23 protein-coding genes are annotated in these 23,888 nt (G+C 41.0%); 10 read left to right on the plus strand and 13 right to left on the minus strand.

The genetic code is table 11. The features are described 5' to 3' along the window. Positions 1-99 precede the first annotated feature (99 nt). The 3 genes from PAND9192_RS11580 to PAND9192_RS11590 all read right to left on the minus strand — a co-directional run bounded on the left by PAND9192_RS11580 (position 100) and on the right by PAND9192_RS11590 (position 3,413). Positions 100-1,467 carry an anti-phage deoxyguanosine triphosphatase gene (locus tag PAND9192_RS11580; protein ID WP_087853948.1) on the minus strand — a complete coding sequence of 456 codons (1,368 nt, stop codon included), beginning with the start codon at positions 1,465-1,467 and terminating at the stop codon, positions 100-102. Beyond that, on the minus strand, positions 1,467-2,051 hold the full coding sequence (yfbR, locus tag PAND9192_RS11585) for a 5'-deoxynucleotidase (protein ID WP_065168110.1): 585 nt from the start codon (positions 2,049-2,051) through the stop codon (positions 1,467-1,469). Before yfbR ends, PAND9192_RS11580 begins: the two co-directional genes overlap by 1 nt. A gap of 147 nt (positions 2,052-2,198) precedes the next feature. After that, positions 2,199-3,413, minus strand: coding sequence for a pyridoxal phosphate-dependent aminotransferase (locus PAND9192_RS11590; protein ID WP_087853949.1), 1,215 nt, complete (start codon positions 3,411-3,413; stop codon positions 2,199-2,201). Positions 3,414-3,775: 362 nt separating this feature from the next. Here PAND9192_RS11590 and PAND9192_RS11595 point away from each other — a divergent pair, with 362 nt between their 5' ends. From PAND9192_RS11595 to menE, 5 genes are all read left to right on the plus strand, one after another. Then, the gene (locus PAND9192_RS11595) at positions 3,776-5,149 is read left to right on the plus strand and encodes an isochorismate synthase (RefSeq protein ID WP_087853950.1); all 1,374 of its coding nucleotides are present in this window, start codon (positions 3,776-3,778) and stop codon (positions 5,147-5,149) included. Next, a complete protein-coding gene (gene menD / locus PAND9192_RS11600; RefSeq protein WP_159458245.1) occupies positions 5,149-6,879 on the plus strand; it encodes a 2-succinyl-5-enolpyruvyl-6-hydroxy-3-cyclohexene-1-carboxylic-acid synthase in 1,731 nt (576 codons plus the stop codon). The genes PAND9192_RS11595 and menD overlap by 1 nt, the downstream gene beginning before the upstream one ends. Next, on the plus strand, positions 6,863-7,672 hold the full coding sequence (gene menH, locus PAND9192_RS11605) for a 2-succinyl-6-hydroxy-2,4-cyclohexadiene-1-carboxylate synthase (protein ID WP_087853952.1): 810 nt from the start codon (positions 6,863-6,865) through the stop codon (positions 7,670-7,672). Before menD ends, menH begins: the two co-directional genes overlap by 17 nt. An 86-nt stretch (positions 7,673-7,758) precedes the next feature. Beyond that, positions 7,759-8,733, plus strand: coding sequence for an o-succinylbenzoate synthase (gene menC, locus PAND9192_RS11610; RefSeq protein WP_087853953.1), 975 nt, complete (start codon positions 7,759-7,761; stop codon positions 8,731-8,733). After that, positions 8,721-10,145 carry an o-succinylbenzoate--CoA ligase gene (gene menE / locus PAND9192_RS11615; RefSeq protein WP_087853954.1) on the plus strand — a complete coding sequence of 475 codons (1,425 nt, stop codon included), beginning with the start codon at positions 8,721-8,723 and terminating at the stop codon, positions 10,143-10,145. The genes menC and menE overlap by 13 nt, the downstream gene beginning before the upstream one ends. A 73-nt stretch (positions 10,146-10,218) precedes the next feature. Here the strand turns inward: menE and PAND9192_RS11620 are convergent, their stop codons facing one another. The 3 genes from PAND9192_RS11620 to PAND9192_RS11630 all read right to left on the minus strand — a co-directional run bounded on the left by PAND9192_RS11620 (position 10,219) and on the right by PAND9192_RS11630 (position 13,290). Beyond that, on the minus strand, positions 10,219-12,093 hold the full coding sequence (locus PAND9192_RS11620) for an MFS transporter (RefSeq protein WP_087853955.1): 1,875 nt from the start codon (positions 12,091-12,093) through the stop codon (positions 10,219-10,221). 18 nt (positions 12,094-12,111) lie between these two features. Continuing rightward, on the minus strand, positions 12,112-12,708 hold the full coding sequence (locus PAND9192_RS11625; RefSeq protein WP_087853956.1) for a TetR/AcrR family transcriptional regulator: 597 nt from the start codon (positions 12,706-12,708) through the stop codon (positions 12,112-12,114). A gap of 177 nt (positions 12,709-12,885) precedes the next feature. Beyond that, entirely contained in the window at positions 12,886-13,290 is a 405-nt protein-coding gene (locus tag PAND9192_RS11630) for an NINE protein (RefSeq protein WP_087853957.1), read from the minus strand. 408 nt (positions 13,291-13,698) lie between these two features. Here PAND9192_RS11630 and PAND9192_RS11635 point away from each other — a divergent pair, with 408 nt between their 5' ends. Further along, positions 13,699-14,574 carry a Tim44 domain-containing protein gene (locus PAND9192_RS11635; RefSeq protein WP_087853958.1) on the plus strand — a complete coding sequence of 292 codons (876 nt, stop codon included), beginning with the start codon at positions 13,699-13,701 and terminating at the stop codon, positions 14,572-14,574. A gap of 283 nt (positions 14,575-14,857) precedes the next feature. Then, positions 14,858-15,103, plus strand: a complete 246-nt coding sequence (locus PAND9192_RS11640) for a TIGR02647 family protein (protein ID WP_060997287.1) — start codon at positions 14,858-14,860, stop codon at positions 15,101-15,103. A 33-nt stretch (positions 15,104-15,136) separates the two neighbouring features. Here the strand turns inward: PAND9192_RS11640 and PAND9192_RS11645 are convergent, their stop codons facing one another. Next, positions 15,137-15,385 carry a YkgJ family cysteine cluster protein gene (locus PAND9192_RS11645; protein WP_087821091.1) on the minus strand — a complete coding sequence of 83 codons (249 nt, stop codon included), beginning with the start codon at positions 15,383-15,385 and terminating at the stop codon, positions 15,137-15,139. A 292-nt stretch (positions 15,386-15,677) separates the two neighbouring features. On the opposite strand from PAND9192_RS11645, the gene PAND9192_RS11650 reads away from it, so the two are divergent. Then, positions 15,678-16,121 carry a YcgN family cysteine cluster protein gene (locus PAND9192_RS11650; protein ID WP_087853959.1) on the plus strand — a complete coding sequence of 148 codons (444 nt, stop codon included), beginning with the start codon at positions 15,678-15,680 and terminating at the stop codon, positions 16,119-16,121. Between the two features lie 94 nt (positions 16,122-16,215). Here PAND9192_RS11650 and PAND9192_RS11655 read toward each other — a convergent pair whose 3' ends face one another. From PAND9192_RS11655 to PAND9192_RS11670, 4 genes are all read right to left on the minus strand, one after another. Next, positions 16,216-17,199, minus strand: a complete 984-nt coding sequence (locus PAND9192_RS11655; protein WP_087853960.1) for an MBL fold metallo-hydrolase — start codon at positions 17,197-17,199, stop codon at positions 16,216-16,218. Positions 17,200-17,430: 231 nt separating this feature from the next. Further along, on the minus strand, positions 17,431-18,297 hold the full coding sequence (gene ypfJ, locus PAND9192_RS11660) for a KPN_02809 family neutral zinc metallopeptidase (protein WP_087853961.1): 867 nt from the start codon (positions 18,295-18,297) through the stop codon (positions 17,431-17,433). A 162-nt stretch (positions 18,298-18,459) separates the two neighbouring features. Next, positions 18,460-19,404, minus strand: a complete 945-nt coding sequence (gene dusC / locus PAND9192_RS11665) for a tRNA dihydrouridine(16) synthase DusC (protein WP_060998136.1) — start codon at positions 19,402-19,404, stop codon at positions 18,460-18,462. Positions 19,405-19,482: 78 nt separating this feature from the next. Then, on the minus strand, positions 19,483-20,160 hold the full coding sequence (locus PAND9192_RS11670; protein ID WP_087853962.1) for an NAD(P)H-binding protein: 678 nt from the start codon (positions 20,158-20,160) through the stop codon (positions 19,483-19,485). A gap of 178 nt (positions 20,161-20,338) precedes the next feature. Here PAND9192_RS11670 and PAND9192_RS11675 point away from each other — a divergent pair, with 178 nt between their 5' ends. Together PAND9192_RS11675 and PAND9192_RS11680 are read left to right on the plus strand one after the other, a co-directional pair. Beyond that, complete coding sequence (locus tag PAND9192_RS11675; protein WP_087853963.1) at positions 20,339-20,992, plus strand: SEC-C metal-binding domain-containing protein; 654 nt, start codon at positions 20,339-20,341, stop codon at positions 20,990-20,992. Beyond that, entirely contained in the window at positions 20,992-21,417 is a 426-nt protein-coding gene (locus tag PAND9192_RS11680; protein WP_087853964.1) for a (deoxy)nucleoside triphosphate pyrophosphohydrolase, read from the plus strand. Before PAND9192_RS11675 ends, PAND9192_RS11680 begins: the two co-directional genes overlap by 1 nt. Before the next feature lie 78 nt (positions 21,418-21,495). Here the strand turns inward: PAND9192_RS11680 and dsbB are convergent, their stop codons facing one another. Then, positions 21,496-22,008: a disulfide bond formation protein DsbB gene (gene dsbB / locus PAND9192_RS11685; RefSeq protein WP_087853965.1), complete on the minus strand. Its 513-nt coding sequence runs from the start codon at positions 22,006-22,008 to the stop codon at positions 21,496-21,498. 129 nt (positions 22,009-22,137) lie between these two features. Then, the gene (gene nhaB, locus PAND9192_RS11690; protein WP_087853966.1) at positions 22,138-23,724 is read right to left on the minus strand and encodes a Na(+)/H(+) antiporter NhaB; all 1,587 of its coding nucleotides are present in this window, start codon (positions 23,722-23,724) and stop codon (positions 22,138-22,140) included. Between the last annotated feature and the right edge of the window lie 164 nt (positions 23,725-23,888).

A 23,888-nucleotide genomic window follows, 5' to 3' on the forward strand; every position in this document is an offset into this window, starting at 1 on the left:
AGTAGATCACGGATAGTTTCGTGCCTCAACTTTCGAGATGACGGATAATGGGCTGAGTAAATGCCAAACCCAATTCCGTCATTTTCTGTATTCGACCCTCTATACCCCGTGCCCTTCGTTACCTATTTCTAGCGTAATCGATGGTTGAAATAAGGTGTTGTATAGCCGCTGTGAAAAGCCATCGGTCATACTTGAAATATAATCTGCAATGATTCGCATTTCATTGTCACCTTTGTCGACTGCATGTTGCCAATGTTTACGCGTAGGTTCTGGTAATAATCGCTCAGGATCCGATGCAAATGCATCAAATAACTCCATGATTAATTGTTGGCCTTTATATTCTAATAACTGAAACTCTGGCTTTTTAACCACATAATCACTAACAAATTGTTTGAGTATGTTAAGGGTATTTTCCATCGCTGGTGAGAGATAAGCATTCCATTTTAATAGTGGCTCTTCAAAACTGTTGATGCCATCTTGTAGCGTTGGTGCAATTTCAATTGAGGTCAGTAAGGCATTAACTAGCGCACCAATAGCATCTTTACGTTGGTGATGGCTGGCAAACATATGGTCACTGATCTCACCAATACGTTGTTCTAACCACGGATCACCACACTCAGCGATTTTAGATGCCACCGCTTCTTGCCATTGTTCACGGTTAACAATCCCCATCACAATTGCATCTTCTAGATCATGGACACCGTAAGCAATATCATCAGCCAGCTCCATAATTGAACAATCAAGTGATTTAAACCGGGTTTTATGATGCTGTTGCGGTTGATGGCTATGGCTACGCATTTGCTGAAACAACTGGCGATCATGGTGTGATAGTGGCGCTAATACCCAATCAAATACAGTTTGGTCATCATCGTAAATGCCTTTCGCTGGATGCCACAGCTTGGCTTTTAGATGACGAAAGTTGATCACGTCATCTGGCCGCTCTGAGGCCGTCGTTTGACTCAGTAAGGCGGGGTATTTGAGCAGTCCTAGCAAAGTACGTCGTGAAAGGTTCATGCCGTAATGTTCAGTGTAAGGTTCTAGCAGGGTGACGATACGAAACGTTTGCGCATTACCTTCAAAACCACCGTGATTACGCATCATATAATTGAGAGCGACTTCTCCACCATGTCCAAACGGTGGATGACCAATATCGTGTGCTAAGCAGATACTTTCCATTAAACTGGTTGAGGATAACAACGAATGAAATTGGGGCTGTTTTAATTTTAATTGTGCCACTATTCCAGTGCCGATTTGTGAGGCTTCAAGGGAGTGAGTTAAACGAGTACGATAAAAATCATGGTTACCAGCGCCATGGACTTGGGTTTTTGCTTGTAAGCGTCGAAAAGCGGCAGAGTGCAGAATACGGGCGCGATCACGCTGGTAGGCAGAGCGGTGATCATTGCGGCGCATTTTTTGCTCATCGCTGTGCCGCTGTTGCCAACAAGGGTCAATAATAAAAGCCGTCATTAGCTGATCTCATCTAAGGTTAAATTAAAACTATCGGCAAAAGTGGCTAAGAAATAGTCCATTTCTGGTGTTCTACGTGCCGCTAAGGTTTCTTCGAGACGTTTTTTTGCTTTAGTAAATTCATGATTGCCTGCACTTAATTCCTCTAAGCATTTTAGATAAGCGCATAAGGTATCAGCCTGTTTGACGATCGCGGCATGTTCAGGATCAAGCTTGTGGCTATCAAGTAGCGGCGCATAATCATCATGAAACTCTTCAGGTAGCATCGACAGTAACTTTTGCTCGGCAGCAAGCTCGATCTTTTTATATTCTTCAGCAATAGTGGGGTTGAAGTATTTTATTGGGGTTGGCATGTCGCCAGTGATCACTTCACTAACATCATGAAACATGCCTAATAACGCGATCCGTTCTGGATTAACATTACCGTCAAATTTGCGATTTTTGATTAATGCCAGTGCATGAGCAACAAACGCAACTTGTAAGCTGTGCTCTGAGATGTTTTCTGTCTCAACGCAGCGCATTAAAGGCCAACGCTGAATTAACCGCATCCGTGCTAGGTGAGCAAAAAAATGGCTTTTTTCCATGGGAGTGTTCCCTCATAGCGAAATACTGATAGGTTGAGTATACCAAGTGTATGGATGTGATAGGGCAATTACTTGGTTGTCTATTGTAGCTGATAAATAAAAGCCTCGAAGATTCGAGGCTAATGTTATGTTGTTAGCGAGTGGTCGTTATTGACGATAGCTATGTAAGAAACGCTCAAGGCGAGTCATTGCTTGTTCTAGGTCATCAACCCGCGGTAACGTTACAATACGGAAGTGATCTGGTTGTTTCCAGTTAAAACCTGTTCCATGAACCACGAGCACTTTTTCTTGTAATAAGAAGTCCATGGCAAAACGCTGATCATCAACAATATTGAATTTTTTCTGATCTAATTTCGGGAATAAATATAACGCCCCTTTGGGTTTTACACATGAAATCCCCGGAATTTGCGTTAATAAATCATAGGCTTTATCGCGTTGTTCAAGTAAACGCCCACCAGGTAAAATCAACTCTTTGATACTTTGATAACCACCGAGTGCGGTTTGAATCGCATGTTGCATCGGCACGTTAGCACATAAGCGCATAGAAGAGAGCATTTCTAGGCCTTCAATGTAGCCTTTAGCTTTATGTTTTGCACCTGATAACACCATCCAACCAGCACGGAAACCACACACGCGGTATGATTTAGATAGGCCATTGAATGTAATACAGAATACATCGGGCGCTAACGGTGCAATCGAGGTGTGTTTAGCACCGTCATAGAGAATTTTATCGTAGATTTCATCAGCAAAAATGATCAAGTTATGTTGACGAGCGATTTCAACTATTTCAAGTAAAAACTCACGACTGTAAACTGCACCAGTTGGGTTATTAGGGTTGATCAGTACGATGCCACGGGTATGCGGTCCAATCTTTTTCTTGATATCGTTTAGATCAGGGTACCAATCTGATTGTTCATCACAGGTATAGTGCACCGCTGTACCACCTGAAAGTGATACTGCAGCAGTCCATAATGGATAGTCAGGTGATGGCACTAAGATTTCGTCTTTATGATTAAGCAATGCCTGCATCGCCATCACGATTAACTCTGACACACCGTTACCAATAAAAACATCTTCAACATCGATGTCTAATAAGCCACATTTTTGGTAATGCTGGACCACGGCTTTACGTGCAGAGTAAATGCCTTTTGAATCACAGTAACCTTGAGATGTTGGCAAATTACGAATTACATCAACTAAAATTTCATCAGGGGCATCAAACCCAAACGGGGCTGGGTTGCCAATATTAAGTTTAAGTATTTTTTGGCCTTCTTCTTCCATGCGCTTGGCATGTTTTAGAACGGGACCACGTATGTCATAACAAACATTATTGAGCTTGGATGACATCCCGAAATTTTGCATATAATACTTTCCTGATGATAATTTTTGGTATCCCCACAAATTACACTATAAAACTGGTTTAAAGGAACACCTTTCAGCACAAAATTTGGAAAAATAGTTTTTTGTGTTATATCGAACCCATCGCGGTTGCGGTATTAACTATAATTACAGTTAAGGTTCAGCTATTTGTGCTGAAATATCGCCAAAAGGAATGATGTTACTTCATTAGTCAGATGCTATTGAGTGAGGTAGAATATACCCATCATTCTTCTTTGCTGATAATCAATGAGTTGCCTCTCAATAGGTAAGCGTTGAAATAATGACTATTCTTAGCAAAGAATCGAGTATGTCCATGATTGGCATATTTTATCTTTCAGCCAGGGATGAGCCGTATTGGTGATATTAAGCTGAGCGAGGTTATCTTGACTGCGTTACAACAAGCCGTTGAATTATTGATTGCTAAAATTAAGCAAGCATCAGTAACAACACAACGATTACGAGTAAAACTAGAACTACCAGCAAATACTGATTTAATTGATTGGATGGATGCACAACCGCTATTTCCTAAATTTTATTGGCAGTCACGTGATTGCCGTGAAGAAGTGGTGGCGTTAGGGCAGATCCGAACGTTTACTGATCCATTAACCGCAGAAAAGGTCATTAGTGATGATCAACGCGTATGGGGTGGACGTTCTTTTGATGGCCATACCGATCGTAATCGTCGTTGCCTATCATCTTTTTTCTTTTTGCCATTGCTTGAAATCATTCGTTTTGATGGTGAGTGGCATCTTGCTGCAAACATGAGTGACGATAAGCCACGCATGTTAGCGATGCTGAATAAAATTGCCACTAACCCAGAGGTGGTCGCTGATATTAACAGTCGAATTTTAAGTCGTAGCTACAGTCCTGATTTTGCGGGTTGGTCAACCATGATTGATCAAGCGCTAGCGGGTATTGCTAATGATGAATTTGAAAAAGTAGTATTGGCTCGACGAACAACATTACAGCTTGATCATCCAGTATTACCAGCCCAATTGCTAAAAGCAAGTCGTGCTAGTAACAGTAACAGCTTTCATTTTTTGATGGCCTTAGATGCTGAGCATTGCTTTATTGGTTCAACACCAGAACGACTATTTCAACGTCATGATCGAGTGCTACAAACCGAAGCGTTGGCGGGTACGATTGGTCGCGGCGTTGATGCTCAAGAAGATCAACAATTAGCGCAGTGGTTATTGGCTGATACCAAAAACCGCTATGAAAACCGTTTAGTGGTAGATGACATTGTTGAACGCTTAGTGCCGCAATGTGAATCAATGAACGTTGCCCCTGTGCCTGAATTGGTTCAGTTACGTAAAGTGCAGCATTTAAAGCGCAGTATTGATGGTCAACTTAACGATACCGTGTTTAGTGCTAATTTGCTCGATAGCTTACAGCCAACTGCGGCGATTGCTGGTTTACCTCGCGATGCTGCCTTAAATTTCATCTCTGAGCATGAACCGTTTGCACGTGGTTGGTACAGTGGTGCGGTGGGTTATATTGGTCAAAAGCACAGTGAATTTTGTGTAGCGATCCGCAGTGCAATGATCAGTGGTGATGATTTGTATTTATTTGCAGGTGCTGGCATCGTGCCAGGATCAGTAGCTGACAGTGAATGGAAAGAGCTTGATCGTAAAACATCAACCTTATGCAGTTTGTTTGAACAGCCAGGCTCTGGTGATGATAATATTATGGATAATATGGGATATAAAAGCGCATGATGCAGCCTTCATTAACAACAAGTCAGTCATACCGTGCGGCATTAAATGGTTGCTGGGCAAGTTTAATGTTGGAAGAGTTAGTCAGGCTTGGTGTACAAGACGTTTGTATTGCCCCTGGATCCCGTTCTACACCATTAACCTTGGCGGCAGCAAAATTACCTCAACTGACTATTCATACTCATTTTGATGAGCGTGGCTTAGGTTTTTTAGCTTTAGGGTTAGCCAAAGCATCGCAAGCTCCGGTTGCTGTGATTGTGACGTCAGGTACAGCGGTTGCCAATTTATTACCTGCCGTTGCAGAAACAGGCTTAACGGGTGAAAAACTGGTGTTATTAACCTCTGATCGCCCTGCTGAGTTGATCCAATGTGGTGCTAATCAAGCGATTCGTCAGCATGGCATTTTTTCAAATCATGTTAACCACTTTTTAGATATTCCAAGCCCAAGTTTGGATATTGAACCCAATTGGTTATTGTGTGCGATTGATGATGTGATGCAACAACAGCAATTGCGCGGTGGTTCAGTCCACTTTAATTGTCATTATCCAGAGCCGTTATATGGCGATGATGTAGATTTTAGTGAGTATTTAAAACCTGTTGCACAGTGGCAGCAAGATCAACGTCCATATTGTGATCACCAAGCGTTACTTGCTTCGACAACCGCTACTATTGATCACTCTCAGTGGCAATCATTGTGCGCTCAAAAAGGGGTGATAGTTGCAGGTCGAATGGCGGCAAATGAACTCAATGTGGTGCGCCAATTAGCCACAGTGTTAGGGTGGCCATTGCTGGTGGATCCGCAAGCAGGTGGCAGTAGTGCTTATGCTGGTTTTGATGGTTGGTTGCAAAATACAGCTTGTCAGGACCATCTTCAGCAAGCACAAGTGTTATTACAATTTGGTGGTCGATTAGTATCAAAGCGTTTATTGCAGCTGATAGGTCAGCATTCATGGCAGTCTTTTTTGCTAATAGATCCGTTAGCAGGTCGATTAGATCCCAATCACCGCCGTAGCCAACGTATTCAAGCCAATATTAAAGTATGGGCGCAAGCTGCGATTGATATCACCACTGAATCATTACACGCACAATGGGCATTACCATTAGCGACTGCATCTGAGCACTATTTTGATATTGTTGCAGCTCACAGCATGCCGTTTTCTGAGTTGGGTTTAGCCGCTAATGTCATGCAATGGATAGCCCCGCAAACGGAGCTGTTTTTGGGTAACAGTATGATTGTACGCTTATTAGATATGTGTGCTCAATTACCGTTAACCGCAACATTTGCCAACCGCGGTGCATCAGGCATTGATGGCTTAATTGCCACTACAGCAGGGGTGCAACGCGCGCGAAAAGCTCCGTTAGTGTGTTTGATTGGTGATACTTCGTTACTCTATGATCTCAATTCATTGGCATTATTAAAGCAACAGCAATACCCGATTGTTATTATTGTAACCAACAATGATGGCGGTGGTATTTTTGATATGCTGCCGGTACCTGTTCAACAAAAAGATGATTTTTATCGCATGCCGCACGGGTTTGAGTTTAGCCATGCCGCGGCGATGTTTGGCTTAAATTATTGTGCACCGATGTCATTAATGGCGGCTGAAACAGCGATCCGTGAAGGACAGCAGCATGTTGGTACAACTTTAGTTGAAATAAAAACCCCTGCAGGTGAAGCTGGGGAGATGTTGAAAGTGTTATTTGATGAGGTTAAACATGCTACTTTATTCTGAAACCTTTGGCGTTAAAACGCAGGCTTCTCAGCCAACATTGGTTTTTCTGCATGGCCTTTTAGGTAATGGACGTGATTGGCGTTATGTCATTAGCCAGCTTGCGACAACTTACCAATGTATAACTATTGATTTACCGGGCCATGGTCTAAGTGCGTTTGTTAATACAGATATGACGACAGAAGCGATTGATGGTGGCTTTGAGGCTGTTCATCACGCATTGACGGCAACATTGGCTCAGCGTGGCGTTGAAGATTATGTGTTGGTTGGCTATTCAATGGGCGCTCGATTGGCAATGTATCATGCGTGTGCATTAACAACTTACTCAACATCATCAGACTCTCCACGATTAATCAAAATGTTACTTGAAGGTGGACATTTCGGTTTAGCGGTTGCTGACCGTGAACCGCGTTACTTGCATGATCAACGTTGGGCTGCACGATTTGCTCAACAGCCATTAGTTGATGTATTACACGATTGGTATCAACAACCTGTTTTTGCTTCATTGACTGTCGAGCAGCGACAAGCATTAGTTGCTAAACGAAGTGATAATTTAGGCTCAGGTATTGCTCAAATGATGTTAGCAACCTCACTGGCTAAACAACCGCAGTTATTACCTCAGTTACAGCAGCTTGCTATTCCTATTCATTATGTTTGTGGTGAGCGTGATGATAAGTTTTGTCAATTAGCATCGACGTCTGGCTTAGACGTTACGATGATAGAAAACGCAGGTCATAATATTCATATTGAACAACCTACTGCTTTTACTGCGGCATTATTAAATTTTATTGATTAATAATACTGTGATGTAACAAATAGCAACTCTGTTTTTGGCTAGAGTGTTTGGTTAATACGTCTCTGGCATTATATAAAGGAAATGCAATGCGTAGTGCGAAGTTATTTCAATACCAACTTCCAATGGATTCTGGAGTTATCTTACGTGATCAACGTTTGATTACGCGTGAAGGTTGGGTGATTGAATTATGCCAAGATCAACAACGAGCTTATGGTGAAATTGCACCATTACCTGAATTTAGCCTTGAGACAGCAACTGAGGCTGGCGAGCAAGCACAACAGATACTCTCACAGTGGGTTGCTGGTGAAGAGCTTGATCTTGATGCTGCTTTTCCATCGGTTGCGTTTGGTATCAGTTGTGCAATCGCTGAGTTAGCGGCAGAGCTTCCTGAGACTGGAAATTATTTAGTTGCGCCATTATGCTCCGGCGATCCCGATGATTTAGTGGTACGCTTAAATCAGATGCCAGGTAATAAAGTGGCGAAGATAAAAGTTGGCATGTATGAAGCAGTACGCGATGGTATTGTGGCAAATATGCTGCTTGAAGCGATTCCAGACATGCAATTACGCCTTGATGCTAATCGCCAATGGACGCCATTAAAAGCGCAACAATTTGCTAAATATATTAAACCTGAACACCGCAGCGGTATTGCCTTTTTAGAAGAGCCTTGTCGTTTGCCCAGTGACAGTTTAGCGTTTGCACAACAAACCGGAATTAACATTGCTTGGGATGAAACTGTCCGTGATGTTGGATTTGAAGTAAAAGCAGAGCCTGGTGTTGCTGCGATTATCATTAAGCCAACCTTAATTGGTTCACTTGCACGTTGTATTGCATTGATTGAGCAAGCACATGCTGCAGGGCTTACCGCAGTAATTAGTTCAAGCATTGAATCAAGTTTAGGCTTAAATCAGCTCGCGCGGTTAGCACAATGGCAAACGCCGAATGTGATCCCTGGGTTAGACACCATGCAATTATTCCAAGTGCAATTAATCCAGTCATGGCCTGATTGTGAATTACCGGTAGTCCCTTTATCTGAATTAGACATGGTATGGCACAAATAAAACCAGCATTTCAAATGTGGCCTTGGCAATATTGGGCCAAGCACCGACCAACAGAAGTTGCGATAGCATTAGGTGATGCTAATGCTGGTGCTGTGACGTGGAATTGGATTGAAGTTACCGCTAATATTGAAAAGTATGCTCAACGACTCGTTGCTCAAGGGGTAAAACGCGATCAATTAGTTGCCGTGGTTGCACCCAATAGTATTGATGTTTTATGGCTGCTATTAGCCATTATTCGCGTTGGCGCGCGGTATGTAGGACTTAATCCTAAATTGCCACTCAATGCATTAACTGAACAGTTAACCGCTCTCAATAATGATTATATTTGGTGTGACAATAGTGACCTCGCCGCAGAGCTTACGGGTAAAACCCTTTCGTTAATACCAGAAGTAACCTCTGAGCGTTTGATCCCTGTGATGTGGCAAGAGCATCGTCCAGTGAGTTTAACCTTAACGTCGGGCTCGACAGGTTTGCCTAAGGCGGTGGTGCATAATGCACAATCACACCTAGCCAGTGCACGTGGACTATTAAAGCAAATGACATTTACCGCTGACGACAGTTGGTTATTGTCACTACCTTTGTTCCATATTTCTGGGTTGGCGATTGTGTGGCGGTGGTTATACCGTGGTGCAAGTATTGTTGTGGTAGCACCAGAGTTACAACAGCAAGCCTTACAATGGGTAACTCATGCATCATTAGTGCCGACGCAATTGCAGCGTTTCCTTGACTCTGACTATGCACAGCAGCATCAGTTGCAACAAGTACTATTAGGTGGCGCGACTATTCCCGTGAGTTTAACTACAGCGGCCCAGCAAGTAGGTATTGAATGTTGGAGCGGCTATGGCATGACAGAAATGGCATCAACCATTACCGCAAAACGCGCCAATAGCAGTGCTGGTGTTGGCACAGTGCTGCCATATCGAGAATTGATTTTACGGGACGGTGAAATTTGTGTGCGCGGTAACGTGCTATGTCTAGGTTATTACCGTAATAAAACCATCTTTTCGTTATTGGGTTGTGATGATGACGATGATTGGTTTGCCACTAAAGATCTCGGTGAGTGGCATGATGACGAGCTATTTATTCGTGGGCGGGCTGATAATATGTTTATTTCTGGTGGCGAGAATGTGCAGCCAGAAGATATTGAGCAGGTGTTATTACAGCACCCAGCGGTGAATCAAGTGATAGTGTTACCTATGACCGATCAGGAATTTGGCGCACGACCTGTGGCAATACTGACGACATCTGAGCCATTAGATGACCATTTAATGGATCAGTTAGCGAGTTATATGTCACAACATGTCGCACCATATAAGCGCCCGATTCGCTATATTGCCTTGCCTGAAAAATTTACTCAAAATGTAAAAATTTCACGAGCAGATTTAGCGCAGTGGTTAGCCATCCAAGAATAGATTAATCACAAGAGTTAACTTAAAGGCGAAGCATCATTGCTTCGCCTTTTTTATTGTAATTACAGACTAAACACTAGCGTTTATCACCACGTAATGCGATAACTTGTTGGCGTAATAATTGGCTATCGGTTGCTTGTGATGGGACACATTCGCCAGCAACGATAGTAACTTTTGACCAACAACGCTTCGGCCATTTAAGTAGCGCATGTCCGCCTTCACGACTAAAGTAGCTGCCCCATAAACCTTGTAAAGCTACAGGGATCACTTGCACCGTTGAGCGTTTAATAATTAAATCAATGCCACGCATAAAAGGGGCAATTTCACCATCTTGCGTTAAGTGACCTTCTGGGAACACACATACAATATCGCCATTTTCTAAATAGGTAGCAACTTGAGCAAAAGCCGTGCGTACTGATTTGCGATCATTGGCATCAACCGGTATTGCTTTACAGGCTCGACAGAAAGTATTAACCACGGGCAGGTTATAAATGTCTTTATCCATCAAAAAACGAATCGGACGAGGGCAAGCCCCTGCTAATAATAGTGCATCCATATAACTGACATGGTTACAGACTAATAATGTGCCACCCTGCTGCGGAAGGTTATTAAGATTATGATGACTGACGCGATACATGGTATGAGTGACAACCCACACTACAAAACGCCAAAAAAAATCTGGAGCTTGAAAATAGATATACAGCAATACAAGACTATTTAACCCAGCCAGTAATAAGAAAAATTGTGGAATAGAAAGCTGCAATAAAGATAAGCATACAATCGCGGCTATTGCACTAATAACCATAAACACCGCATTCCAAATATTATTAGCTGCAATTATTTGAGCGCGCTGATCTTCTTTGGCGCGTTGCTGCATTAAGGTATATAACGGCACTATAAAAATACCACCGGCAATACCAAGTAATAATAACGAGATAAAAACTGGCCATAATGATGGCTGACTTATGAAGGCGATAATGCCATCAGTGGCAGGGATCACACTGGGTGTCATTGCGTATAGGCCAAATCCAAACAAACTGATCCCAAAACAACCAATAGGTACAATCCCCGGATCAACCCGGTGCTGTGAGAGGCGATCACATAGCATTGAACCGACGGCAATACCGATGGAAAACAAAGTTAATAAAAAAGATACCGATGATGCTTGGCCGCCTAAATTGGTGCGAGCAAAGTTAGGAAATTGAGTGAGGTAACATGCCCCTAAAAACCAAAACCAACTAATGCCAATAATACATTGGAAAATGATTTTATCTTGTTGAGCGATTTTCATGGTATGACGCGTTTGTTGCCATGGACGCCACTGAAACTTTACATGTTGTTGGCTTGGTGGTGCAGCAGGGATCGCAAGTGAGGCAAGATAGCCTAAAATAGCAAAAATAATGACACTAATTGCAGCAATATAGCGGCCATTATCACTATTAGCGATAACACCTGCGATAATAGTACCCAATAAAATAGCAAGGAATGTGCCAGTTTCAACCAGTGCATTGCCTGATACTAACTCATTTTTTTTGAGGTGCTGTGGTAAAAGTGCATATTTTGCAGGGCCAAAGAAAGCCGATTGCGTTCCCATTAAAAACAATAAGAACAGTAAAGTAAGGTAACTTTGGTAAATAAACGCCACGGCCGCGCAGCACATGATAATGACTTCCGCCAATTTAACGATGCGCATGATTTTAGCTTTATCATAAATATCAGCAAGAATACCTGCTGAGGCTGAAAATAGAAAAAAGGGCAGGATAAATAAGCCCGCAGCTAAATTGATTAATAAATCAGCACTAAGTGGTAACGTGTGCACCGACGCATAAGCAATGAAAATAAGTAGAATATTTTTATAAACATTGTCGTTAAATGCCCCTAAGGCCTGAGTAAGAAAGTAAGGTAAAAACCGGCGTTGAGTTAGCAGGTTTGATTGTGACTTAGGGGACATTGTACGATTCTCGTTAAATTATTTGTGCCATGAGTTTAAATAAGTGTCTAATAAGTTATTGATTAGCGCTTTACCATCAACAGGGCTTGAGGTGAACAATTTATCATCCACAGTTAATAGCGTAATACCATGCACACCCGCCCAAATAACACGACTTGCTTCAAGTACTTGCTTGTCACTCATATCACTATTAATTTGACCGATCAGTGTTTCTAGCATGCCTGTCATATTATCAATACGATCAGTTTGCCATTCAGGAAGATCTTCACCGTTCATTGTATGTTGGAAAATTAACTGCCAACGATAAGGATGCGCTGTGGCAAAATCAAGATAGCAAAAAGCAAGATTACGTAGGGCTTGCTGTGAAGATGTTGAATCACGAACACACAATTCAGCTTGCTGGAATAATTCGTCAAGTGTTTGAGCAACGGCATGAAGGAGTAATAAGTTATAGTTACCGAACACATTGACCAATGTACTTGGTACATAGCCAATCATCGCCGCGACTTTACGTAAACTAAGTTCATGATGTGGATGTTCATCAAGAAAATTTTTCACTTGCTCAAGGGTCATATTTACCAATTCTTCGCGGGTGTGGTCATTTCTTCTTGCCATGGAATTATACTCTTTAAATATGTTTGCAATTGTTATAATTAGCTTAGCGATAAGCGGTTTTTTTAATTATTGTTAATTATTATCATCCATGAATCGTTATGCGGAATATAAGTAAGTTTGGCATAACGAAGATATTGTGGCATTGATATTAGCCACAATATAAATTCCAATTAAATATTATGCATTTCGTTTTTTGGTGTTCTCTAATGAGACTTGATCATTGAGTGTCCAGAAGTCGATCAGGATACCGATGAGAAAGAAACCAAAGGTACATAAGTAAAGGATACCGGAGATCCATTTACCCATATACATACGATGAACACCAAACACGCCAAGGAAGGTCAGTAATAGCCATGCAATGTTGTAATCGATTTCACCACTAGCGAAGCGCAAATCTGATTCACGGTTCATTGATGGGATCAAAAATAAGTCGATTAACCAGCCAATACCCAGTAATCCTAATGTTAAAAACCAAATTGTACCGGTTACAGGCTTACCGTAATAAAAGCGGTGTGCGCCAGTAAAACCAAAAATCCACAAAAGATAACCCACAAATTTACTGTGTGTATTGTTGTTTTGCATAGATGTCTCCATTGAGGAAATGATAATAATCAAAGAAAACGCGGTCTTTTAATGAGTATTTTGCACTTTCACTGATGTTATAAAAAACAGTATATAATAATAAACGTTTACTGCGGATAATATATGGAAGGATATTGTAATTTTCACCTTTTAGGTTGTATTAGTTGAATTTATTGTGCATAAGTATGCGCATTAAATGTATTTATGTTTAATTATATGGCGATTCACAACATGTAAATGTCTATATTGCTAGTGTTAGATGTCTGATTATTAGAATTTTAAAGGGGACATATTTGACCATAGTAACAATGTTAAACGTTAGTAACAATTTTGATGGGTGATTAAATTGACATTCTGTAGCGAATAGCTACGATGCTTAGAGTTAATGACGAAGGTATATCGATTATTATGAAACGCTTTTTTACCGTATTTGCTCTTATTGTGGCAGTGTCATTTACTGCACCACATGCAGAAGCAAAAAAATTCGGTGGTGGTAAGTCTTTTGGTAAAAGTTTTAAAACCGCTCCGGTTCGTAAGCAACAACCACAACAGACTGATACTATCCGTAAACAAAATCCAACTGCTGCATCATCAGCGAAAAAAGGCCTAATGGGTGGTTTATTAGGTGGTCTTCTTGCTGGTGGTTTGTTAGCTGCTTTCTTTGGTGGTGCATTTGATGGTATCCAATTTATGGATATTCTGATCATTGGTATCATTGCTTTTGTATTGTTTAAGCTATTTAAAGCAATGCGCGCTAATAAAAGTACGCCAATGGGACACCGTGAGTCGTATGCGGGTAATTCCCCCCGTCAGTCTCAGCAACAGCAGCGTCAGCAACAACAGTTCCGTCAAGGTGCAGCACAACAACCACAATCATCTGGTTTTGAATCAACTGATAGTGACGTGCCGTTTAATTTGCCGCCAAACTTTAATATGAATGCATTTTTAAATGGTTCTCGTGATCATTACCGTGTTATTCAAGGTGCGTGGAACCACAACGAATTAGAAAAAATTCGTGAATATGTGTCGCCAGCACTCATGGCTGATTTAACCGCAGAACGTGAAAAGCTGTCAGGTGAGCAGCATACAGAAGTGATGTATGTTGATGCTGAACTTGTACGTGCAGATCATGACGCTAATATGGCGCAACTAAGTATTAAGTTTAGTGGCCGTTATAAAGATAGCGCAGAAGGCGTAGAAGAAGATATTAACGATGTATGGCACTTAGAGCGTGATTTACGTAAGCCTAATGCGCCATGGTTAATTGTTGGTATTCAAGCATAATAGCGATTAATCGCTGTCAAAAAAGCCGCTAATAGCAAAAGTTTTCATGGTATATGAGATCTTTTCTAAGCGGCTTTTTTATATCCCTCAATACGTTAGGTTGTTTTTTATACAGTTATGAAATTGAATGACTTATAGATATTCGAATTTTTGACCTAAGTCTCATATTGGTGGAGAAAAATCTTCAGATATTGATCCCTGCACCTAGTTTTATTACCAACAAACGCTAATATTAATAATAGATTATTTATCCCGCTGGGATTTTCCATATATAGAGGTGACTATGCCGTACACTCCCGATATCGTTGATGAAATGAATCTACTGGTAAAATTCCCTATGCATAGCAATATGGAAGGCATTAAGGTTCATAGCGATGCAAGTCCTGCTGTTATCTCTGCAGCACAACGTTTGTATGCGAAAGGATTAGTGACTGAAGAGGATGGAGGATATCTGACATATTCTGGCCATCAAGTTGTAGAAAATGCTAAAACGGCATTGCGTATTCTTACTGGCGTAACCAAAGAATAGAATCACATATCAATAAATGAACAGCAATAATGATTACGTTATTTGCTCAAGTTCAGTAATAATTGTTAAGGCTTGCTCGTTGGTATTACCACAAATATCAGAGCAAGCTTTAAAATTATGGCACACTGCTGGGCGTTCAGGTTTACCAAATAATTTGCACAGATTGTTTTCATTAAGCTGAATGCAACGAACACCTGCGGGTTTACCATTTAGCATACCTGGAATCGATGACGATATACTTGGTGCAATACAACATGCGCCACACCCTAGACGACATTCCATCATATTTTTCTCTTTCTGCTTTGCAAATCGGCTGCGCAAATTACCATTGTTACTCTTAAAAGCCAAATAACTTATTGCTTTTGTCTACGCTGACGATGCAACCCTCATAGTGCTACTTTACTTTTAAATGATAATAACTCTTATTCTGGTCGTTATTAACGATTAATAGGTATTTTTAATTTGCAGTTTACCGTATAGATCGCTATAAAAACCGACTGCTATATTTATTAATAAGCTCATTCATTATTGTGGCGTATTGAGCGACACAAATAACAATACTGGTGTAAGTATCATGACCCATTTTTGGCAACAGAAAGACTTAACGACAATGACAGATCAAGAGTGGGAATCACTGTGTGATGGCTGTGGCAAATGTTGTCTGCATAAGTTAATTGATGATGATACCGATGATATCTATTACACCAATGTCGCTTGTAGTCTGCTTGATAACCAAACATGCTCATGCAAAGATTATATGAATCGATTTGAGTCAGGTGAAGAGTGCCTTAAGCTAACACGTGAGCGTATTGACGAGTTTGTATGGTTGCCTGAAACTTGTGCTTATCGTTTGCTGGCAGAGGGCAAGCCATTACCTGAGTGGCATCCTTTGATCACTGGTTCTAAAGCAGCGATGCACAAAGCGGGTGAATCTGTACGTGATAAAATTGTGTATGAGATTGACGTTATCGATTGGGAGGATCACATCTTGAACCATCCAAACCGTATTAGTGAATAAAATATTCATTGCTGATTAGATAAAAAACGCCTTCATCACTGCAACAGTGATGGAGGCGTTTTTATTTATAGAGGGTAAGTTATACCGTACGTTGTTATAAGCTAAAGCGTTCGCCTTGCGCGGGGAAATGGAAGCTGACTCCAAAAGTATTAGCGGCAATAAGTTGCTGTTTAATAATTGCTTGAGGATTTATGTCTTTCAGCAAGCTATATTTTATATGGGTGATCACAATCGGTAGTCCGGCTAAACTGCCTTTGCCGCCAGCCTTATATTCAAGTATCGCCAATTCTTCTAATAATAATTTAGGGGTTAAATGACCATATAAAGAACGCTCTGGCACTTTATTGGTGAAAGAGGTTTCAATCATGATCCCTTTTAATTGTTTATTCTTAATATAAGGCGCTAACGTTGACCATAAACTATTGAGGTGATCGCTTTGCTCAACGCTATCAGCACCGGTGTCACCAAGATAGACCATGACTTGGTGTTGGTTATTTTTAATAACAAATGCCGATGATTCAACTCCAGCATGACTTAACGGTAAGGCTTTAACTTGTAAAGAGGTGTCTTTAATCGGTAACCATGTTTGAGCGGATAAATCACGGTATTGGTATTTACCTAATTGATAACCTTGACCTTTATTTCCAAAGTTTGGCCATGCCTGCCAATTAAAATAAGTTTTAGCGATGGTTTCATTTACTGATGGTAAACCATAAATATATTTATGACTGTCATCGGGGGAGGCAATGATCATTCCGGCAAGGTGATCAAGATGCGCATGGCTAATTAAATAACCTTTAATTTTTTCACGCAGAACATAACCAACGTTGGTATAAGGTGAATTTTTTGGAATCTCAATATCTTTAAAGGCTTGTTTTTCTTCTGCGACAATAAGGCCATTCACCACAGTTCCTGCATCAAGGGTGACGTAATTAGTATCACGGCTATCTTTGAGCAGAAAAGCGGTTAAATTACCATCTTGAATACCTCCTTTGCTCCCTAAAGTGATAACCTCAAATCCTGCCTGTGCATAAGCTGAAAAGGAGCACAGTAAGACCAACAAACTTTTTTTGAACATTCTATTTTCCCTATAGAAATAAAACTAACTTCGTTTATATAAGTAACTATCTTGCAAAACACCGCTATATTTGGAGTATGACGGTATACGAATAGTCGTGGAGAGAAAACCTATAATTGTAAATAAATGTGATTATAGAAAACGCTACAATGACAACGGCTCATTAATAAAAACATGAGCCGCTATTTGGAATATAAAAATAACTATTAATAGTGAACACTCGAGCGTGAATTAAGGCTGAGTAAAGGTGTTACACGCACGAGGATCGCCGCTTTTAAATCCTTTTTGAAACCAGGCAATACGCTGTTTTGAACTACCATGGGTAAAAGCATCAGGTTGTACTGCTTGCCCTGCCATTTTTTGTAATCGGTCGTCACCAACGGCACTCGCAGCATTAAGGCCTTCTTCAAGATCTCCCTCATCAAGCATGCCTTGTTGGTTAACATAATGGCCCCAGACTCCGGCATAGCAATCTGCTTGTAGCTCTAATTTTACACTGAGCTGATTGGCGGTGCGCTTATCACTACGTTGTTGTAGCTGAGAGACTTTATCGCTGGTGCCGAGCAGTTTTTGTACATGGTGACCCACTTCATGTGCAATCACATATGCAAATGCAAAATCACCAGGTGCGCCGAGTTTTTTTAACTCATCGATAAAGCCAAGATCAAGATAGATTTTTTGATCAGCAGGACAATAAAAAGGGCCTGATTGTGCAGAGCCTGTACCACAACCTGTACGGGTAATATTGTTATACAACACCAATGTCGGTGGTTGGTATTTGCCTGCCAACTGTTTATTCCAAATACTTTCTGTTGAGCCAAGAATAGCTGCTACAAACTGTTTGTTTTCATCATTTAACTGTACTGGCGCTGTTTTAGATGACGATGATTGTTGAATACCAACAGAATTACTGCCACCAGTGAAATATTGATAAGCAAAGAATAGAGCGCCAATAACTAATATAATTCGTCCGCCTTTACTGCGCATGAGTAGAGGGACTAAGCGTAATAATCCCGCACTGGATGTACTGGCTTGCTGCGGGCTGTCACCACGTCGGTCTTCAATATTTGAGCTTTGGCGAGAGTTCTTCCAACGCATTATTAATCCTTTATTGTTATAGATAGCTGATTAAATAATGGCTCAAAAATTAGCAGCTGTGGAATAATTTTATTGTGGAAGGTGTTATTGAGTGCGGGAGTAAAGCGTTTGTTTATTCCCCCTCTATACATGCGTTAGTAAAAGAGGAGGAGATAATCACGATTACAACTGCTGTTGAGCTTGTTGTAATCGTTCAATAATTGGCGCAGCTTTATTTAGGCAACGAATATCGGTGAATAATAGCTTAGCTTGTGGGTACTGATGGCGTAGATAGGCAAACCATTGTTTGACACGGTTAGGATAATATAAACCTTTATCGCCTTTTATCTCAAATTGAGAATAAGTTAATAACAGGGCTAATACTTGCTCCCACGTCATTGGTGCTTGGTTATGTTTCACTACATTGCCTAAGTTAGGTAAGTTTAATGCGCCACGACAAACCATTAAGGCATCAGTATTGGTAGCTGCTAAACAAGCTTGACCATCGGCATAGTTCCATACTTCACCATTGGCAATAATGGGTAATTTTACATGTTGGCGCAGTTGGCGAATATAATCCCATTTGATGGTATCTGCTTTATAGCCATCATCTTTGGTACGTGCGTGGATAACCATTTCATCAGCGCCAGCTTGGGCAATGGCATCGGCAATCTCAAAACATTGCTGAGGATCATCCCAACCTAAGCGTACCTTTGCTGTCACCGGTTTGGTTGGATTTACTGCTGCGCGGGTGGCTTTAACGATTTGATAGATGAGCTCGGGCTCTTTCAGTAATACCGCACCGCCACGGCTTTTATTGACCGCTTTAGCTGGACAACCAAAGTTAATATCGACACCTGCTGAACCAAGATTACAAGCACGATGGGCATTTTCTGCCATCCATTGAGGATATTGCCCCAGTAATTGTACTCGCACTGGGGTACCTGAGCGTGTTTGACCGCCTTGGTGTAATTCAGGACATAAACGATAGAAAACACTATTAGGTAAGAGGCTATCAATAATACGTACAAATTCAGTGACACAAAGGTCATAGTCATTAATTTCGGTTAGCATCTCGCGCATTAGGTGATCTAATACGCCTTCCATCGGGCCTAAAATAACTCGCATTGGGGTGGTTGCTCTACTCAGTAAATTCGCTAAGGGGCAAGAGTCTAGTGCGAGTTAGGTTATTTGTCATCTTTGTTTTTATATTGACCGTAAATGATGGCCTGAAATAACTGTTGTAGCCTGTAAGTGGTGCTTATCGCACGCAATGGCCATCTTTACCATGCTGGTCGCCACATCTTCTGCAGGAATTGGCGTGAAGTGTTTGAGTGGGCCTAGCATTATTGGGTGAATGGTTTCAAAAATACGTTGAATGGCGAGCTCATCTTTACGTGGTGTATTGCGTTCACCTTTAAGTGGGCCTGGGCGCACAAAAACACAATGTTCAAACCCTAGTGCTGTTAGTGCTTGTTCCATTTTGCCTTTGCAACGTAAATAATGCGACGGTGAATGCTTACATGCACCTAAGCTTGAAACGATGATGAGGTGTCTAACTCCAAGATTTTTCATAGTAATTGCGACACTTTTGACTAAATCAACATCTATCGCTTCAAGGGCTTGATTGGTACCAGCTTTTTTTTTGGTTGTACCTAAACAGATAAAACCATATTCAGGTACTGGTTGATCATCTTCCCAAGCAATAATACGTAATTGACTGTCTATAATTTGATGTAATTTCTTACTATGAAAAGGAAGTGACTGACGAGTCAATGCGTAAATGTGGTTAAAACGGGGGTGATCGAGTAATTGATGTAATAGCTCTGTACCGACTAAGCCACTGGCTCCAGCTATAATCGCATTCAGTGAATGGGGTGACATACGTGTATCCATCATAATAAGTCGAAGATTATAAATAGCGTATTTTTATCTAATTTGCTTTTAAGTGCATCAAATTTCAACCATTGAAGGTAATTTATGGTGCAGTAATGGCTGTTGTCACGCATATTCGACGTATAATATCCCTAAATTGAATCAAAAGAATTAACTAGGACAGTCCATGAACACATTAATGACCTTACCTGCTCAGTGGCAAGGTATGTCGGCTGCTTTTATTGAAGGTGCTTTATTTGCCGCAAATGCTAACCCTAAGCCAATGGAGCCAGAAGTATGGCTATCAGCTTTAATCAACGGTGGCGGCGATGATGCTACAACAGTAACGGTTAATGATGCCGATAAAGTGGCTATTCTTAATCAATTTGAAATGCAATATCGATTCGTTAAGGCAGGTGAATATCAGCTGCCTGCGAGTTTGGTTTGGCAACAAGACGGTGCTAACCAAGTTGCATTACGTGAGTTTGCTCAAGGCTTCTTAGCTGTATGGGTATTTATTGAGCCAAATTGGCAACAGCAAACAGTGTCAGACGGCACCATGCGAATGTTATCAGCGTTATTGACCACATTAATGTTGCTGGTGGATGAAACTGAAACATTAGCATTAATGGAACAAGCTGGTGTAACGGATATTCCGGTGCCAACTGAGTTGTATGTTCAATTACCTTTAATGCTAACTGAAGTTATGATGGCGGCGGATCAATTACAGATTGGCGCTAGCGCACAAGCAATTAATCCGTTTAAAGGTATTGGACGTAATGATCCATGCCCATGTGAAAGTGGTAAAAAGTTTAAAAAATGCTGTGGTAAAACGCTGTAATGACAGAGCATAAACCACATTTGGTTGTTGTGGCAGGTGTCATTGAAAAAGACGGTTGTTATTTTATTGCGCAGCGGTTAGAAAATGCTAGTCAAGGCGGCTTGTGGGAATTTCCTGGCGGTAAAGTTGAGGTGGGTGAAACACCTGCGCAGGCGCTAGAACGTGAACTATATGAAGAGTTAGCAATTAGAACAACAACAGGCGTCTGGCTTGCTGATAGCGTATTTGATTATGGCGATAAAGTGATTGAATTGAAAGGTTATTTAACCCAGTGGCAACAGGGTGATATTCAATTAAATAGCCACCAACAAATGGCATGGGTTGCACTCGCACAATTGGATAATTACTGTTTTTGTGCGGCAGATTATCCGATTATCACAGCGCTACAAGATCATATTGCGTTGGTAAGTGAGTCTACATCATAAAGCGATTGATGCTGCTTTAATGGATGATCAAAAAAGCGAAGCCTTAAAGCTTCGCTTTTTATTTATTTGATTGTTCGTTTAACGTTTGTGACCAAAAAATTGTGCAATAACCATCACTGCCCATACAATCAGATTGGCAGCAAAAATAATCACCAGCCATTGTGGCATTGACAGATCAAGGAACGTCCAAACCACCTTGGCACAATCACCATAAGCTTCAAACATCCACGGAACCCAATGATTCAATGGTGCCCATGATGGAAATTGGACAAACAAATCACAGGTTGCAAACGGTGAAGGATTAAATTGATACCCTACATGCTCATAAGCTAACTCTAAACCACGAAATGCGCCATAGCCCCAACCCGCTAAACCAATCCAACGTAATATACCATTGCGAGGTGCAAGCAGACCGATTAGCGCAGCAATGCCAATCCCCATCATAGCAACACGTTCATAAACACACATCACACAAGGTGCAAGGTTCATGACATGTTCAAAAAAGAGTGCTGAACTTTCAAAGAAAATAATTGATAGTAGCAGTAGTAACCAAGCTAAACGTGTTTTTGAAAAAGAATTAAGCACTTGCATTATCGGTACTCTAATAACGAACTGGATAAAACAAGACCCTGAATATCAGGGCCTTGGTAGCTATTACTCGGTGTTATTCAAGCATAGCTCTAAAGATAAGTAAATCGCGATTAAGACGGTTAGGTGTTTTTAATGACCGACAACTGGAATGGCTGCTGCATCGATTGTTGTTTGTGTTAACCAGCCCATGTTGTAGAACCAATCAGTCATTGGGACTAATAATAATTCAATGCCAGCTAAGCCAACAAAGGTCAGGACAATCGTATAAGGTAAGGCCATGTAAACCATGCGTCCATAAGACAGACGGATTAACGGGGCGAGTGCAGAGGTGAGTACAAATAAGAAGGCAGCTTGACCATTAGGAGTTGCTACTGACGGTAAGTTAGTACCAGTATTAATCGCAACCGCTAACATATCGAATTGATTTCGATTGATCACGCCATTAACTAATGCTGCTTTTACTTCGTTAATATAAACAGTACCGACAAATACATTATCAGAAACCATCGACAATAAACCATTAGCAATATAGAACATGGTTAATTGTGCGCTACCTTCAAGGGTTAATACCCAGCTGATAATTGGTGTAAATAATTGTTGATCAATGATCACTGCAACCACAGAGAAGAACACCGCTAATAATGCGGTGAAAGGTAATGCCTCTTCAAATGCTTTACCTAAAGCGTGTTCTTCGGTTATGCCTGTAAATGCTGTTGCAAAAATAATCACAGTTAGACCAATTAATCCCACAGCGGCCAAGTGCATTGCCAGACCTATAATAAGCCACACCGCAATAATGCCTTGAACGATAAATTTAGCATAATCAAGGTTAGTACGGCGTTTACGCTCTTCATTGTCAAGATCAACTAAAATCGTACGCACATTTTCAGGTAATTTGGCACCATAACCACAGACTTTAAACTTTTCAACCAATACACAAGTACACAGACCACAAATGAACACAGGAATAGTTACTGGAGACATACGAATAATAAATTCACCGAATTGCCACCCTGCTTGATCGGCAATGATGAGGTTTTGTGGTTCACCAACCATTGTCATCACACCACCAAGTGCAGTACCTACACCAGCATGCATTAATAAACTACGTAAAAAGGCGCGATAGTTTTCCAGATCATTTCGACTAAGTTCTTGAACATGATCATCATCAGTATGATCATGATGAGCATTAGGATCCTGTCCTGAAGCGACTTTGTGATAGATGCTATAGAAGCCAACAGTAACACTGATTACTACAGCAATAACTGTTAGTGCATCAAGAAAGGCTGATAGGAAGGCTGCCATGACACAAAAAGCCAGTGAAAGTAGGATCTTTGACTTAATGCTTATGAGTATTTTAGTAAAAATAAACAGTAGCAGCTGCTTCATAAAGTAGATGCCAGCAACCATAAATACTAGCAGTAATAATACTTCGATATTAGCGACAAGCTCGTGTTTTACTTGTTCAGCACTGGTCATGCCGATAGCGACAGCTTCAATGGCAAGTAAACCACCGGGTTGAAGAGGGTAACATTTAAGCGCCATTGCGAGAGTAAAGATAAACTCTACCACCAATAACCACCCAGCAACGAAAGGATCAACGAGAAAGAAAACCAATGGGTTAATGATAAGAAAAGAAATGATTGCAATCTTGTACCAGTCGGGTGCCTTACCTAAAAAGTTTTTTATAAAGGCATTCCCTAGCGATATGGCCATGTTTAAATCTCTTATTATTAGTACAAATTTGAAGGTATTAAATGGTACGAAGGCTTGCTAGTACTAATCAGCTGACAATTAATGGCATCATGCTAAAAATTTCAGGGGTGATTAAGTTCTTTAAGATAAACACCATAGATAAAAATGATGATATTTAACTTAAA

Source organism: Photobacterium andalusiense (assembly GCF_900185625.1).
Taxonomy (GTDB): Bacteria; Pseudomonadota; Gammaproteobacteria; order Enterobacterales; family Vibrionaceae; genus Photobacterium; species Photobacterium aquimaris.

What these genes read in the sequence shown, in the direction of transcription:
- menH (WP_087853952.1), top strand. Translation starts at nt 6,863, where the DNA reads ATGCTACTTTATTCTGAAACCTTTGGCGTTAAAACGCAGGCTTCTCAG.
- dusC (WP_060998136.1), bottom strand. Translation starts at nt 19,404, where the DNA reads ATGCGAGTTATTTTAGGCCCGATGGAAGGCGTATTAGATCACCTAATG.
- PAND9192_RS11620 (WP_087853955.1), bottom strand. Translation starts at nt 12,093, where the DNA reads ATGTCCCCTAAGTCACAATCAAACCTGCTAACTCAACGCCGGTTTTTA.
- PAND9192_RS11640 (WP_060997287.1), top strand. Translation starts at nt 14,858, where the DNA reads ATGCCGTACACTCCCGATATCGTTGATGAAATGAATCTACTGGTAAAA.
- PAND9192_RS11680 (WP_087853964.1), top strand. Translation starts at nt 20,992, where the DNA reads ATGACAGAGCATAAACCACATTTGGTTGTTGTGGCAGGTGTCATTGAA.
- PAND9192_RS11590 (WP_087853949.1), bottom strand. Translation starts at nt 3,413, where the DNA reads ATGCAAAATTTCGGGATGTCATCCAAGCTCAATAATGTTTGTTATGAC.
- PAND9192_RS11645 (WP_087821091.1), bottom strand. Translation starts at nt 15,385, where the DNA reads ATGGAATGTCGTCTAGGGTGTGGCGCATGTTGTATTGCACCAAGTATA.
- dsbB (WP_087853965.1), bottom strand. Translation starts at nt 22,008, where the DNA reads ATGCAAGTGCTTAATTCTTTTTCAAAAACACGTTTAGCTTGGTTACTA.
- PAND9192_RS11625 (WP_087853956.1), bottom strand. Translation starts at nt 12,708, where the DNA reads ATGGCAAGAAGAAATGACCACACCCGCGAAGAATTGGTAAATATGACC.
- PAND9192_RS11580 (WP_087853948.1), bottom strand. Translation starts at nt 1,467, where the DNA reads ATGACGGCTTTTATTATTGACCCTTGTTGGCAACAGCGGCACAGCGAT.
- PAND9192_RS11675 (WP_087853963.1), top strand. Translation starts at nt 20,339, where the DNA reads ATGAACACATTAATGACCTTACCTGCTCAGTGGCAAGGTATGTCGGCT.
- PAND9192_RS11650 (WP_087853959.1), top strand. Translation starts at nt 15,678, where the DNA reads ATGACCCATTTTTGGCAACAGAAAGACTTAACGACAATGACAGATCAA.
- nhaB (WP_087853966.1), bottom strand. Translation starts at nt 23,724, where the DNA reads ATGGCCATATCGCTAGGGAATGCCTTTATAAAAAACTTTTTAGGTAAG.
- menC (WP_087853953.1), top strand. Translation starts at nt 7,759, where the DNA reads ATGCGTAGTGCGAAGTTATTTCAATACCAACTTCCAATGGATTCTGGA.
- menE (WP_087853954.1), top strand. Translation starts at nt 8,721, where the DNA reads ATGGCACAAATAAAACCAGCATTTCAAATGTGGCCTTGGCAATATTGG.
- PAND9192_RS11595 (WP_087853950.1), top strand. Translation starts at nt 3,776, where the DNA reads ATGAGCCGTATTGGTGATATTAAGCTGAGCGAGGTTATCTTGACTGCG.
- menD (WP_159458245.1), top strand. Translation starts at nt 5,149, where the DNA reads ATGCAGCCTTCATTAACAACAAGTCAGTCATACCGTGCGGCATTAAAT.
- PAND9192_RS11635 (WP_087853958.1), top strand. Translation starts at nt 13,699, where the DNA reads ATGAAACGCTTTTTTACCGTATTTGCTCTTATTGTGGCAGTGTCATTT.
- PAND9192_RS11655 (WP_087853960.1), bottom strand. Translation starts at nt 17,199, where the DNA reads ATGTTCAAAAAAAGTTTGTTGGTCTTACTGTGCTCCTTTTCAGCTTAT.
- yfbR (WP_065168110.1), bottom strand. Translation starts at nt 2,051, where the DNA reads ATGGAAAAAAGCCATTTTTTTGCTCACCTAGCACGGATGCGGTTAATT.
- PAND9192_RS11670 (WP_087853962.1), bottom strand. Translation starts at nt 20,160, where the DNA reads ATGTCACCCCATTCACTGAATGCGATTATAGCTGGAGCCAGTGGCTTA.
- PAND9192_RS11630 (WP_087853957.1), bottom strand. Translation starts at nt 13,290, where the DNA reads ATGCAAAACAACAATACACACAGTAAATTTGTGGGTTATCTTTTGTGG.
- ypfJ (WP_087853961.1), bottom strand. Translation starts at nt 18,297, where the DNA reads ATGCGTTGGAAGAACTCTCGCCAAAGCTCAAATATTGAAGACCGACGT.